Annotated in this window: 10 protein-coding genes and 1 pseudogene; 9 read left to right on the top strand and 2 right to left on the bottom strand. The window is 68.7% G+C overall.

What is annotated here, in order from left to right; all coding sequences use genetic code 11:
• Positions 1–13 precede the first annotated feature (13 nt).
• The 9 genes from Tchl_RS09200 (at position 14) to hemF (ending at position 10,477) form a co-directional block, all read left to right on the top strand.
• The gene (locus Tchl_RS09200; protein ID WP_075149669.1) at positions 14–592 is read left to right on the top strand and encodes an OmpA family protein; all 579 of its coding nucleotides are present in this window, start codon (positions 14–16) and stop codon (positions 590–592) included.
• 83 nt (positions 593–675) lie between these two features.
• On the top strand, positions 676–2,856 hold the full coding sequence (gene metG, locus Tchl_RS09195) for a methionine--tRNA ligase (protein ID WP_075148138.1): 2,181 nt from the start codon (positions 676–678) through the stop codon (positions 2,854–2,856).
• A gap of 149 nt (positions 2,857–3,005) precedes the next feature.
• On the top strand, positions 3,006–4,697 hold the full coding sequence (locus Tchl_RS09190) for a SulP family inorganic anion transporter (protein WP_075148137.1): 1,692 nt from the start codon (positions 3,006–3,008) through the stop codon (positions 4,695–4,697).
• A gap of 128 nt (positions 4,698–4,825) precedes the next feature.
• Complete coding sequence (gene dusB / locus Tchl_RS09185; protein WP_075148136.1) at positions 4,826–5,848, top strand: tRNA dihydrouridine synthase DusB; 1,023 nt, start codon at positions 4,826–4,828, stop codon at positions 5,846–5,848.
• Positions 5,845–6,081, top strand: coding sequence for a helix-turn-helix domain-containing protein (locus tag Tchl_RS09180; protein ID WP_075148135.1), 237 nt, complete (start codon positions 5,845–5,847; stop codon positions 6,079–6,081). Before dusB ends, Tchl_RS09180 begins: the two co-directional genes overlap by 4 nt.
• Positions 6,082–6,228: 147 nt before the next feature.
• Positions 6,229–7,818 carry a bifunctional phosphoribosylaminoimidazolecarboxamide formyltransferase/IMP cyclohydrolase gene (purH, locus tag Tchl_RS09175; protein WP_075148134.1) on the top strand — a complete coding sequence of 530 codons (1,590 nt, stop codon included), beginning with the start codon at positions 6,229–6,231 and terminating at the stop codon, positions 7,816–7,818.
• 13 nt (positions 7,819–7,831) lie between these two features.
• Complete coding sequence (gene purD, locus Tchl_RS09170; protein ID WP_075148133.1) at positions 7,832–9,121, top strand: phosphoribosylamine--glycine ligase; 1,290 nt, start codon at positions 7,832–7,834, stop codon at positions 9,119–9,121.
• 108 nt (positions 9,122–9,229) lie between these two features.
• On the top strand, positions 9,230–9,562 hold the full coding sequence (locus tag Tchl_RS09165; RefSeq protein ID WP_075148132.1) for a YegP family protein: 333 nt from the start codon (positions 9,230–9,232) through the stop codon (positions 9,560–9,562).
• Between the two features lie 6 nt (positions 9,563–9,568).
• Positions 9,569–10,477: an oxygen-dependent coproporphyrinogen oxidase gene (gene hemF / locus Tchl_RS09160; protein WP_075148131.1), complete on the top strand. Its 909-nt coding sequence runs from the start codon at positions 9,569–9,571 to the stop codon at positions 10,475–10,477.
• Between the two features lie 18 nt (positions 10,478–10,495).
• Here the strand turns inward: hemF and Tchl_RS09155 are convergent, their stop codons facing one another.
• Positions 10,496–11,698, bottom strand: a complete 1,203-nt coding sequence (locus Tchl_RS09155; RefSeq protein ID WP_075149668.1) for a heme biosynthesis HemY N-terminal domain-containing protein — start codon at positions 11,696–11,698, stop codon at positions 10,496–10,498.
• A 333-nt stretch (positions 11,699–12,031) separates the two neighbouring features.
• Positions 12,032–13,123 (bottom strand): annotated as a pseudogene (locus Tchl_RS09150) (uroporphyrinogen-III C-methyltransferase); the annotation flags it as partial.
• Positions 13,124–13,128: the final 5 nt, after the last annotated feature.

Genomic DNA, 13,128 nt, shown 5'->3' with positions numbered 1-13,128 from the left:
CAACTTCCTCCTCATGAAGCACGCCTCTTTCCTCCCTTCGCTTCTGGCGGCCGCGCTGGTGGCGGCCTGCGCCACCCCTGGCCAGCCCCCCGATGCAGCCGCCGGCACCGACGACCTCATTCACCGCCATGCGCTCGTGCGCCCCGCTGCGCCCTCGCCCGACTGGCCCGCCGTGCGCAAGCGCGTGGCGCAGGCGCTCGCGAACCTGCCGGATGTGAGTGTGGGCAGCGCGGACAGCACAGGGCTGAGCCTGCGAATTCCCGTCGCCGACGGCTTCGCCTCGGGCGCCAGCGCGATCCGCCCTCCACTCGCCCGCACCCTCGATGCGCTCGCGCCCACGCTGGCAGGTGAAGCAGGCATTACCATCCTGGTTGTCGGCCACACCGACAGCCAGGGCAGCGAGATGGTGAACCTGCGTCTGTCGATCGCGCGCGCCGAAGCCGTCGTCGAACATCTGCGCCAGCGCGGCATCGGACTCGAGCGCCTGAGCGCCGATGGCCGCGGCGAATCCGACCCGCTGACCAGCAACGCCACCGAAGAAGGCCGCGCGCGCAATCGCCGCGTCGAGCTGTTCCTGCGTCCCTTGCCCTGAGCAAGGCCGACGGTCCCGACGCGGCAAGGGCGCCGCTTTGCTAAACTGCGCTCCTTTCACCTGCCGCTCCGCGTCCACCCACCATGCCCCGCAAGATTCTCGTCACCAACGCCCTGCCCTACGCCAACGGGGACATCCACCTCGGCCACCTGGTCGGCTACATCCAGGCCGACATCTGGGTACGCTACCAGCGCATGCGGGGGCACACGGTGCACTACGTGTGTGCGGACGACACCCACGGCACTCCGGTGATGCTGCGCGCGGAAAAGGAAGGCCTGAGCCCCGAGCAGCTCATCGCCCGCGTCCATGGCGAGCACCTGCGCGACTTCACCGCCTTCGGCGTCGCCTTCGACAACTACCACTCCACGCACAGCGCGGAAAACCGTTTCTATGCCGAGGATATTTACGGCAAGCTCGAAGCCGGCGGCCTGATCGACACCCGCGCGATCGAGCAGTACTACGACCCGGTCAAGGAGATGTTCCTCCCCGACCGCTTCATCAAGGGCGAATGCCCCAAGTGCGGTGCCGCCGACCAGTACGGCGACAACTGCGAAGCCTGCGGCGCGGCCTACGCCCCGACCGAGTTGAAGAACCCCTATTCGGCGGTTTCCGGCGCGACCCCGGTGCTGAAGACCTCCGAACACTATTTCTTCCGCCTGTCGGACGGGCGCGCGGTCGACTTCCTGCGCGACTGGACGCGCGGCAGCAACGCCGCCGGCGAGCGCCGCCTGCAGGCAGAGGCCGCCAACAAGATGAAGGAGTGGCTCGGCGAGGAGGGCGAAAACAAGCTCTCCGACTGGGACATCTCGCGCGATGCGCCCTACTTCGGCTTCGAGATTCCGGGGGCGCCGGGCAAGTACTTCTACGTGTGGCTGGACGCGCCGATCGGCTACCTCGCCAGCTTCCGCAATCTGGCCGAAAAACGTGCCGCAACCGGCGAGACGATCGCGCTCGAGGATTACACCGATGCCGGGCGCGCCACCGCCGCCGGCACCGAGATGATTCACTTCATCGGCAAGGACATCCTCTATTTCCACGCCCTGTTCTGGCCGGCGATGCTCAAGTTCGCCGGCTACGCCACGCCCAGCCAGCTGTGCGTCAACGGTTTCCTGACCGTCGACGGCGCCAAGATGAGCAAGAGCCGCGGCACCTTCATCACCGCGCACTCCTACATCGCGCAGAAGCTCAACCCCGAGTGGCTGCGCTACTACTTCGCCGGCAAGTCCAACGGCACCATGGAAGACGTCGACCTCAACCTCGACGACATGATCGCCAAGGTCAATGCCGACCTCGTCGGCAAGTTCGTGAACATCGCCAGCCGCTGTGCCGGCTTCATCGGCAAGCGCTTCGGCGGCCGCCTTGGCGAAGTCGATGCCGCCGCCTGTGCCGAGTTCGCCACCGCCTGGGCCGAGGGCCGGATCACCGCCGCCTATGACGAGCGCGACTACAGCCGCGCCCTGCGCGAGATCATGCGCCTGGCTGACGCCGCCAACCAGTATGTGAACGACCACAAGCCGTGGGAACTCGCCAAGCAGGAAGGCCAGGAGGCGCGCCTGCACACCGTGTGCAGCACCGCGCTGACCATGTTCCGCGACCTCACCCGCTACCTCAAGCCGGTGCTGCCGGCGCTGGCCGCGCAGGTCGAAGCCTTCCTCGTCATCCCGGCGATGGACTGGCGGGGCGAGTGGGCGCCGCTGCCCGCCGGCCACGCAATCCAGACCTACCGCCACCTGATGACCCGCGTCGAACGCAAGCAGATCGACGCCCTGCTCGAAGCCAACCGCGAATCCCTCGCCCCGGCCGCCGCCGCGCCGGTCAAGGCGGAGGCGGTGGCCAAGGCGGCCTCCTCGCAGCAGCGCCACGCCGAGAAGCAGCAGCACGCGGCGCAGGCCGCCGAAGCGTCCCTGGAACACATTTCGATCGACGATTTCACCAAGGTCGACCTGCGCATCGCCAGGATCGTCGACGCCCGGCACGTCGATGGCGCCGACAAGCTGATCCGCCTCGCGCTCGACATCGGCGAGACCGACGAGGCCGGCAACCCCAGGCCGCGCCAGGTCTTCGCCGGGATCAAGTCGGCCTACGACCCGGCCGCGCTCGTCGGCCGCCTGACGGTGATGGTCGCCAACCTCGCGCCGCGCAAGATGAAGTTCGGCATGAGCGAAGGCATGGTCCTCGCCGCCTCGGATGCCGAAGGCAAGGCCGGCGGCATCCATCTGCTGTCGCCCGACGCGGGCGCCGCACCGGGAATGAAGGTGAAGTAACCCGGCCCCCGCCATGCCGCTGACGCCCTCGAAACGCTGGATCGTCCTGCACCACGCAGGCCGGGGGCGCCTGTCTCCCTAGCACCGCCCGCCCGGGCGGTGCCGCAAGACCTGTTCAGGCTTCTGTTCAAGTTCACCGCGGAGACAGCATGAAAATCCAGTTCCGACCCAAGCTTTTCGACACCCTGCCCGACTACGGTCGCGGGGTCTTCTTCCAGGACCTTTCTTCCGGCCTCACCGTCGGCGTGCTCGCCCTGCCGCTGGCGATGGCCTTCGCCATCGCCAGCGGCATGTCGCCCAGTGCCGGCATCTGGACCGCGATCGTCGCCGGCTTCCTGATCGCCGTCCTCGGCGGCTCGCGGGTGCAGATCGGCGGCCCGACCGGCGCCTTCATTCCCATCGTCTACGCCATCGTCACCGACTACGGCGTGGCCAACCTGCTGATCGCCACGATGATGTCGGGCGTCATGCTGTTCGCGATGGGCGCCCTGCGCCTGGGCAGCATGATCCGCTTCATCCCGCTGTCGGTCGTGATCGGCTTCACCAACGGCATCGCCGTGGTCATCTTCATCTCCCAGATCAAGGATTTTCTCGGCCTGCCGATCGACACCCTACCGGGCGAATTCTTCGCCAAGATGGCTGCCTTGTGGGCCGCGCTGCCGAGCGCGCATCTGCCCACCGTCGCCGCCGCCGTCGCCTCCCTCGGCGTGCTGCTGGGCTGGAACCACCAGGCCCGGAAGATCGCCTGGATGCGGCGGATGCCCGGTCCGCTCGCGGTGCTGGTGATCATGACTGCGGCAAACGCCCTGTTCGCGCTGCCAATCGACACCATCGGCAGCCGCTTCGGCGGCATCCCGCAGGAACTCCCCGCGATCGGCCTGCCGGCGCTGGAACTGGGCATGCTCGGCAAGCTGATCGCCCCCGCTATCACCATCGCCCTGCTCGGCGCGATCGAATCCCTGCTCTCGGCGCGGGTGGCTGACAACCTGATCGACGACCGCCACGACCCCAACCAGGAGCTGATGGCACAGGGCATCGCCAACGTCGCCGCGCCGCTGTTCGGCGGCTTTGCCGCCACCGGTGCGATCGCCCGCACCGCCACCAACATCCGCACCGGCGGACGCACGCCGGTGGCCGGCATGATCCACGCCGCAGTGCTGCTCGCCGTCGTCCTCGCCCTCGCCCCGCTCGCCAGCCACATCCCGCTCGCCACCCTGTCGGCGATCGTCGTCGTGGTTGCGATCAACATGGGCGAATGGCACGCCCTCGCCCCGCAGGAACTCAGGCGTTATTCGCTCAACTACCGCACCATCCTGCTCGCGACCTTCTTCGTCACCGTGGTGTTCGACCTCACTCTCGCGGTCGAACTGGGCATGGCGCTGGCGAGCCTGTTCTTCATCTACCGGATGTCGGACCTCACCCGCATCGAACGCATCCCGCTCGAAGAGCACTACGGCGTCGAGGCCCTCACCCGCGCCGACGGCAGCCCGCGCATCCTCGCCTACAGCCTGTTCGGCAGCCTGTTCTTCGGCGCCGCCAACAAGCTCGAGAACCTGCTGCAGATGCAGCACGGCCACCCCGACGTGGTGATCCTGGACATGAACAAGGTCATCAACCTCGACACCACCGGGCTCGACATCCTGCAGACCCTGCACCGCAACCTGGGCAAGCGCGGCGCCCACCTCATGCTGTGCGGACTCAACGCCCAGCCGGCTTCGATCGTGCGGCGCTCGGGCTTCCAGGACGCACTCGGGGCAGACCGGATCAGCGGCAACATCACCACCGCGCTGGTGCACGCCCAGCGGCTCAGCGCCGGAGAAGCCGAGATCGCCTACACTTAGCCCGCCCCGGCCGAGCGCGCGGGCAGCCCCGCCCGGAGCCCCGCCCCAGGCGCAAAGGCTTCGGGCCGCACTCACCCGCACCGCCGTGCATCGGTTAAAATGCGCGTTTTCCGCGTTCGACCAGACCGATGCAGTTTGCCGGCTTCACTTTGCGCAACAACCTCGTCCTCGCTCCGATGGCCGGGGTCACGGACCGCCCTTTCCGCCAGTTGTGCAAAAAGATGGGCGCAGGGCTGGCCGTGTCCGAGATGGTCACCTCCAACTCGCTGCTCTACGGCAGCGAGAAGACCCGGCGCCGCGCCAACCACGACGGCGAAGTCGAACCGATCGCAGTCCAGATCGCCGGCGCGGACCCGGCGATGATGGCCGAAGCCGCACGCTACAACGCCGACCGCGGTGCCCAGATCATCGACATAAACATGGGCTGCCCGGCGAAGAAGGTCTGCAACGTCATGGCCGGCTCGGCGCTGATGCAGGACGAGCCGCTGGTCGCGCGCATCCTCGATGCGGTGGTGAACGCCGTACCGCACACGCCGGTGACGCTGAAGTTCCGCACCGGCTGGAGCCGCGCTCACCGCAACGCCCCGGCGATCGCCCGCATCGCCGAGGACGCCGGCATCCGCGCGATCGCCATCCACGGCCGCACCCGCGCCGACCAGTACATGGGCGAAGCCGAATACGACACCATCGCCCACGTCAAGACTCTGGTAAAGATCCCGGTAATCGCCAACGGCGACATCACCACCCCGCAGAAAGCGCGGCAGGTGCTCGAGCACACCGGCGCCGACGGCGTCATGATCGGCCGCGCGGCCCAGGGCCGGCCGTGGATCTTCCGCGAGATCGAACACTTCCTCGCCACCGGCGAGGAACTCGCCCCGCCGCTGGTGAGCGAGATCCACCAGGTGTGCCGGGAGCATCTGGCCGACCTCTATGCCTTCTACGGCGACGAGCGCGGAGTGAAGATCGCGCGCAAGCACATCTCCTGGTACACCAAGGGCCTGGTCGGTTCGGCCGCCTTCCGCCGCACGATGAACCTGCTTGCCGACATTCCTGCGCAGCTCGCCGCGATCGACGATTTCTTCGGCCAGCTCGCCGAAGCCGGCGCCCGCCTGCACTACGAAAAAGAATATCCACAGGAACTCGCCGCATGAGCTGCAGCAACGAGATCGCGGAGGCCGTCCTCCGCACGCTGGACCAGTATTTCCGCGACCTCGACGGTGAGAAACCGGCCGCCATCCACGACATGGTGATCCGCAACGTCGAGCGCCCGATGCTGCAGTTCGTGCTCCAGCAGGCCAAGGGCAACCAGACCATCGCCGCCGACATGCTGGGCATCAACCGCAACACGCTGCGCCGCAAGCTGACCGATTACGATCTGCTGTGATCCGCAGGCAGCCGCAGCTCCGGCATCGGGCGCAGCCCCTTCCGCCACCGGCAACGACATCCTGCTGAGCCGCCGCCCGCCCCGGCATGGCGCCTCCGCCCTGGCTTCCAACCGATTCCCATCCATTTTCCCGTCTCCGAATCCACCATGAACGTAACCCAAGCCCTGATCAGTGTTTCCGACAAGCGCGGCGTGCTCGACTTCGCCCGCGAGCTTTCCACCCTCGGCATCAAGCTGCTGTCGACCGGCGGCACCGCCAGCCTGCTGCGCGAGGCCGGCCTGCCGGTGACCGACGTCTCCGAGCACACCGGCTTCCCGGAGATGCTCGACGGCCGGGTCAAGACCCTGCATCCGAAGGTGCACGGCGGCATCCTCGCCCGCCGCGACCTCGCCGAACACATGGACACCATCGCCGCCCACGACATCGGCCGCATCGACCTCGTGGTGGTGAACCTCTACCCCTTCCAGCAGACCGTGGCCAAGCCCGACTGCACGCTGGAGGACGCAATCGAGAACATCGACATCGGCGGCCCGACCATGGTGCGCGCCGCGGCCAAGAACCACGGCAACAAGGATGGCGGCGTCGGCATCGTCACCGACCCTGAGGACTACGCCGGCATCATCACTGAGCTCAAGGCCAATGGCGGCAAGCTCAGCCACCCGACCCGCTTCGCGCTCGCAGTGAAGGCCTTCACCCACACCGCGCGCTACGACTCGGCGATCTCCAACTACCTCACCGCGCTGGTCACCAACGACGCCGGCGACGTCTCACTGCAGACTTACCCCGAGCGCCTGCAGCTGGCCTTCGACAAGGTGCAGGACCTGCGCTACGGCGAGAACCCGCACCAGTCCGCCGCTTTCTACCGCCAGCCCGGCGCGGCCGAGGGCGGCGTCGCCGGCTACACCCAGCTGCAGGGCAAGGAGCTGTCCTACAACAACATCGCCGACGCCGACGCGGCATGGGAATGCGTGAAGGCCTTCGACGGCCCGGCCGCGGCCTGCGTCATCGTCAAGCACGCCAACCCCTGCGGCGTGGCCGTCGCCGCCAGCCCGCTCGAGGCCTACAAGAAGGCCTTCTCCACCGACCCGACCTCGGCCTTCGGCGGCATCATCGCCTTCAACGGCGAAGTCGACCGCGCCGCGGCCGAAGCGGTATCGGCGCAGTTCCTCGAGGTGCTGATCGCGCCGTCCTACACCACCGATGCGCTCGAGCTGCTCGCGGGCAAGAAGAACGTGCGCGTGCTCAGCTGCGCGCTCGGCCAGCCCGCCGGCGCCTTCGACTACAAGCGCGTCGGCGGCGGCCTCTTGGTGCAGAGCGCCGACGAGGCCCGCATCCAGATCGCCGACCTCAAGGTCGTCACCCAGCGCGCGCCCACCGAGACGGAAATGCGCGACATGCTGTTCGCGTGGCGCGTGGCGAAATACGTCAAGTCGAACGCCATCGTGTACTGCAAGGACGGCATGACCATCGGCGTCGGCGCCGGGCAGATGAGCCGGGTCGACTCCGCCCGCATCGCCAGGATCAAGGCCGAGAATGCCGCCCTCGAGATTGCCGGCTGCGTGGTCGCCTCGGACGCCTTCTTCCCCTTCCGCGACGGCCTCGACGTGCTCGCCCAGGCCGGCGCCACCGCGGTGATCCAGCCCGGCGGTTCGATGCGCGACGCCGAGGTCATCGCCGCTGCCGACGAGCAGGGCATCGCCATGGTGTTCACCGGCTTCCGCCACTTCCGTCACTGATCCGGAGCAGCCCATGAAAGTCCTCGTCATCGGTTCGGGCGGACGCGAACATGCGCTGGCCTGGAAACTGGCCCAGTCACCCCGGGTCACCCGTGTGCTGGTCGCACCAGGCAACCCGGGCACTGCGCGCGAACCCAGGATGCAGAACCTCGCCGCCACCGCGATCGAAGACCTGGTCGCACTCGCCCGCAGCGAGCAGGTCGGCTTCACCGTGGTCGGACCGGAAGCGCCGCTCGCCGCCGGCGTGGTCGATGCCTTCCGCGCCGCCGGCCTGCCGATCTTCGGTCCGACCAGGGCTGCTGCGCAGCTCGAGAGCTCGAAGGACTTCGCCAAGCAGTTCCTCGTCCGCCACAATATCCCGACCGCGAAGTACCGTACCTTCTCGGATGCTGGCGAGGCCCACGCCTACATCGACGCCGAAGGCGCCCCGATCGTGATCAAGGCCGACGGGCTGGCCGCGGGCAAGGGCGTGGTGGTGGCGATGACGGCTGACGAAGCGCACGCGGCAATCGACAGGATGCTCTCCGGCAACAAGATGGGCGTGCAGTACACCGAGGCGGGTGCCCGTGTGGTGATCGAGGAGTTCATGGAAGGCGAGGAAGCGAGCTTCATCGTCATGGCCGACGGCAGGAACGCGCTCGCGCTTGCCACCAGCCAGGACCACAAGCGCCTGCAGGACGGCGACCTCGGCCCCAACACCGGCGGCATGGGCGCGTACTCGCCCGCACCGGTGGTCACGCCCGAAGTCCACGCCCGCGTGATGCGCGAGATCATCCAGCCAACCCTCGCCGGGATGGCCGCCGACGGCCTGCCCTACACCGGCTTCCTCTATGCCGGTCTGATGATCGACGAGGCCGGCAAACCGCGCGTGGTCGAGTTCAATTGCCGCATGGGCGACCCCGAAACCCAGCCCATCATGATGCGGCTCAAGACCGACCTCGCCGACCTCGTCGAGGCCGCCATCGCCGCAAGGCTCGACCAGGTCGAAGCCGAATGGGACCGTCGCGTCGCACTCGGCGTGGTGCTGGCGGCAGCCGGCTATCCCGACAGCCCGCGCAAGGGCGACGCGATCACCGGGCTGCCGGATGCCGAACCGGAGGATGCCCACGTCTTTCATGCCGGCACCGCAGAACAGGACGGCCGGATCGTCACCGCCGGCGGCCGCGTGCTGTGCGTCACCGCGCTCGGCGACAACGTGCGCACGGCACAGAAGCGCGCTTACGAGATCGCCGCGGGGATCGCTTTCGACGGTTGCCAGTATCGCCGCGACATCGGCCACCGCGCCCTCTCGCGCCGCAGCTGAATACCCGCCGGCTTTTCAGCCCGTACACCGCTGACATCGACCGCCCTGCGGTCTATCCTACGCCTGCGGGCGCATCCGGCGCCCGCGACCATAGTCATGGAGGCGTCGATGTCCGTCAAATTCGAGATCAGCAAGACCGAGAAGGGCGAATTTCACTTCAAGCTGCTCAACACCGATGGCAAGACCTTGCTGCGCAGCGAAGGCTACAACGCCAAGGCGAGCTGCACCAACGGCATCGAGTCGGTGCGCCGGAACGCCGCTGACGAGGCCCGCTACGACCTGAAGACCGCCTCCGATGGCCGCCCGTATTTCAACCTCAAGGCAAGCAACGGCCAGATCATCGGTACCAGCCCGATGTTCGCCGACGCCAGCGCGTGCGCAACCGCCGTTGCCGCCACCAAATCCGCAGCGGCCGGCGCTGCGGTCGACGACAAGAGCTGAACTGCGATGACCCCTGCCGCCGTCAAACCCTGGCTGTCCGATCTCCAGCACCGCATCGTCGCCCGCCTCGAAGCGTTCGACGGGCAGGCCTTCCGCACTGATCGGTGGGACCGGCCGGGCGGCGGCGGCGGGCTGACCCGCGTGATCGAAGAGGGAGCCTTCTTCGAGCGCGGCGGAGTGAATTTTTCCCATATCACGGGGGAGGCGATGCCGGCCTCGGCCACCGCACACCGCCCCGAACTGGCCGGCCGCCACTTCGAGGCCATGGGCGTGTCGCTGGTGCTCCACCCACGCAACCCCTACTGCCCCACGGTACACATGAACGTGCGCTGCTTCCTCGCCCGGGCCGAAGGCAAGGAACCGGTGTGGTGGTTCGGCGGCGGCATGGATCTGACCCCGTACTACGGCTTCGAAGAGGACGTCCGCCACTTCCATTCGGCCTGCAAGGCGGCGGTGCTGCCCCATGGCGGTGAAGCCGAATACCGGCGGCTGAAGGAGTGGTGCGACCGCTACTTCTTCCTCAAGCACCGCAACGAGCCGCGCGGCGTGGGGGGGCTGTTCTTCGACGATCTCGGCGCCGACGGCAGGACGGATTTCGACGCTGCCTTCGGCCTGACGAAATCCGTCGGCGAAGCCTTTATCGATGCCTACCTGCCGATCGCCGAACGCCGCCGGGGCCTCGCCTACGGCGAACGCGAGCGCGACTTCCAGGCCTACCGGCGGGGGCGCTACGTCGAATTCAACCTGGTGTTCGACCGCGGCACGCTGTTCGGCCTGCAGTCGGGCGGACGCACCGAATCCATCCTGATGTCACTGCCGCCGGTGGTGAAGTGGCGCTACGACTGGCACCCGGAGCCGGGCTCGGACGAAGCGCGCCTCTACGACGTGTTCCTCAAGCCGCAAGACTGGAGCTGAGCCGCAGCAGCGGACGCCTCAGCTGCCCGTCCGGGCCGCGCCCCCGGCGGCCAATTCTGCAGCCGCGCGGTAGTGGCGCTGGGCATCCTGCGGACGCTCCAGGGTATCGAACAGGTGGGCCAGCGCGAGGTGGGCATCGACTGCAGGAGCGAGCTTCAGTGAAGCCTCGAAGTAGCTCTGCGCCTTCCCCCACAGCTCGGCACGCGTGCACAGCTGGCCGAGCGCGAACAACAGCCCGGCATCCTGCGCATGCCGCTCCAGCCAGCCTTCCGCCTTTTGCAGGCAGCCTCCGGCGTCGGCGTCGGATCCGGCGCAGCAGGCATACAGGCGAGCGAGCGCGCTGTCCCAGCGCTCATCGAGCAGGCGCTCGGTGTGGCGCCGGACGAGGGCGGCGTGGCCGGCCCGGGCCATCAGCGCCAGCGCACGTTCGACGAGGACGCGATCCTGCAGCTCGTCGGCGGGGATGTCCTTCCAGTACGCGGCCAGGGCCGGCGGATCGGCGGCAAGCTGTTTCATCCGCTCGATATGGCCGCGTCGCAGCTTCGGCACCGCCTGTTCTTCGCTGAGCGCCTTGTGCTTGCGCAGCTGGCGCACGATGTGAATCAGCTCTTCCCAGCGCCCCAGCGCCCGCGCCACCCTCGACTCGAGGCGCAGCATCGCGATGTGCTTGTGACCGCCCTCGCGCAGCGCCTGCAGCCTGCTCGCGGCGACATCGAACTGGCGGCTGTCGAGTGCCAGTTCGGCTTCCGTCATCAGCCGCGCGACCTCGCTGTCCTTGCCCTGTTCGGCTGCATGACCGAGCCATTCCCGGTAACGCTCCTCGTCCTGCAGGGCATGCGCGGCGCGCGCCGCCACCAGCGCGGCAATGCCTGCGCGCGCGCTGGTGGCGTATGCGGCCGACGCCAGCTTCAGCGCCTGCGAGAAGCGTCCCTCGAAGAAGGCGTTGATCGCACCATGCAAGGCGTTGTCTGCCTTTTCGCGACGCCGGCGCTCGCGCCACTGCGCAACGCGCGCCGGCAGGGCAAGGGTGCGGGTCAGCAGCCGCAGCAGCAGATGGATCAGCAGTACGCCGGCCACCAGCACGACGGCAAAGAGATTGAGCGAAATCTGTGCCCGCCACGGCGACAGCACGACGAGGACGTAGCCATCGTTGAGCCCGGCGATCATCGCCACGCCGACGGCAAGGGCGAAGATGCCGATCAGCCAGATCAGTGCGCGCATCGCTCGGCCCTCACTCGCTGGCCGCGGGGGCAGGCCCGCAGCCTCATCCGTGGCCGGCGCAGGCGACGCCGCGGCGGACGGCGCATCCGGCCTGGGGTCGGACGGGGCTTCAGACGGGGTACCGGGTGCAGCGTCGGTCCCGGGCGCCGTGCCGGATGAGATCGCCGGGTCCGCGACCGGCGCCTCCGGCGCCGGCGTGGCCGGGACCACCGGAGCCGCCATCGCGGGCGCGCGCCCGGCCTCTGCTGCCGGCTGGCCGCCCCGCACCTGGGCATTGCGCAAGGCGGTAAAGGTTTCGGTGAGATTCGGCGGCTCGTAGCGCACTTTCACCGCCTCGAGTTCTTTCAGCTCCAGCAGGGCGCCCCGCACGCGCGCGTCGCGCAGATCGAAAAAACGCTCCATCCAGGCACGCGCCTGGGCGAGATCGGCCTCGTAGGTGCGGCCGTCGCGCGCGAGCAGCGCGAGCCTGGCCGTGAGCAGGCGGATCTTCAGGTTTTCGCGCAGGAAAGTGCTCTGCGCCGGAGCCAGCAGCACCGGGTCGGTCTGATCGAGGCGCTCCACCCGGACCAGGGCGCGGACTTCGTGCCAGACGTCGCCCGCGACCGCCCGGGCCGCACGCCAAGCCCCGGCAACCCAGCCGGCAAGGCCTTCGTCCGCCCCCGGCGCCAGTTCGCGGCCCACAGCGGCGTCGACCGGCAATTGCCCTTCGAACGCCAGCGGCAGCGCGTCGGCGCGCTCGAGCAGGCGTTCCAGGCGCAGTCCGAGACCGGACACATCGAGCGAGGGCTGCAGCTTGAGGGTGTCGATGTCGCGCGCGAGCGCACGACGCAGTGCAGCCAGCTGGCCACGGTCGTGGATCGCGAGGCGGGCCTCGGCCTCCTGCAGGGCGATCAGCGCGGCCTCGACGTTGCCGGCGATCTGCAGCTGCTGGGCGGCGAGCACGACCGCCTGCTCGACCTCGGCGATCACGCCGTCCTCGCGCGAGCGGGAAAATTCCTGGTACAAGGCCTCCAGCGCGGCGGCCTGGCCTTCGGTGGCCTCGACTTTGGCGTCGAGGACGCCGAGCTTGCCCTGCAGCGAAGCAATCACTTCCTGCTGCTGGCGGACGATGCCGCGCGCCTCGGCGGCGCTCGTCTCGCCCTCGGCCAGTCGCTGCGCCAGTTCCTCGCGCAGTGCGCCCGCCTGCGTACGGGTGTCGCGCACCTGCCAGATCGCCCAGCCGGCACCGGCGAGCGCGATCAGGGCGAGCAACAGCGCCCACCATGCTGCCGGGCTGCGCCCCTGCCCCCCGGCGCCCGCCGCGCCCTCGGGCACGCCGTCGGCGGACGAGCCTGGCGCGCGCGCAGAATCGTCCCGGGCGTCGTCCTTGTTCGGCACGTGCACGGACGCGGGCGGCTGAGTCAGGGCTGGGGTCTCTTCTTTCATGGCGT

The sequence above is a fragment of the Thauera chlorobenzoica genome, assembly GCF_001922305.1.
In the GTDB taxonomy this organism is placed as follows: Bacteria; Pseudomonadota; Gammaproteobacteria; order Burkholderiales; family Rhodocyclaceae; genus Thauera; species Thauera chlorobenzoica.
Note: the sequence above shows the minus strand (reverse complement) of the source record. Positions and strands in the feature narration are given on the sequence as shown.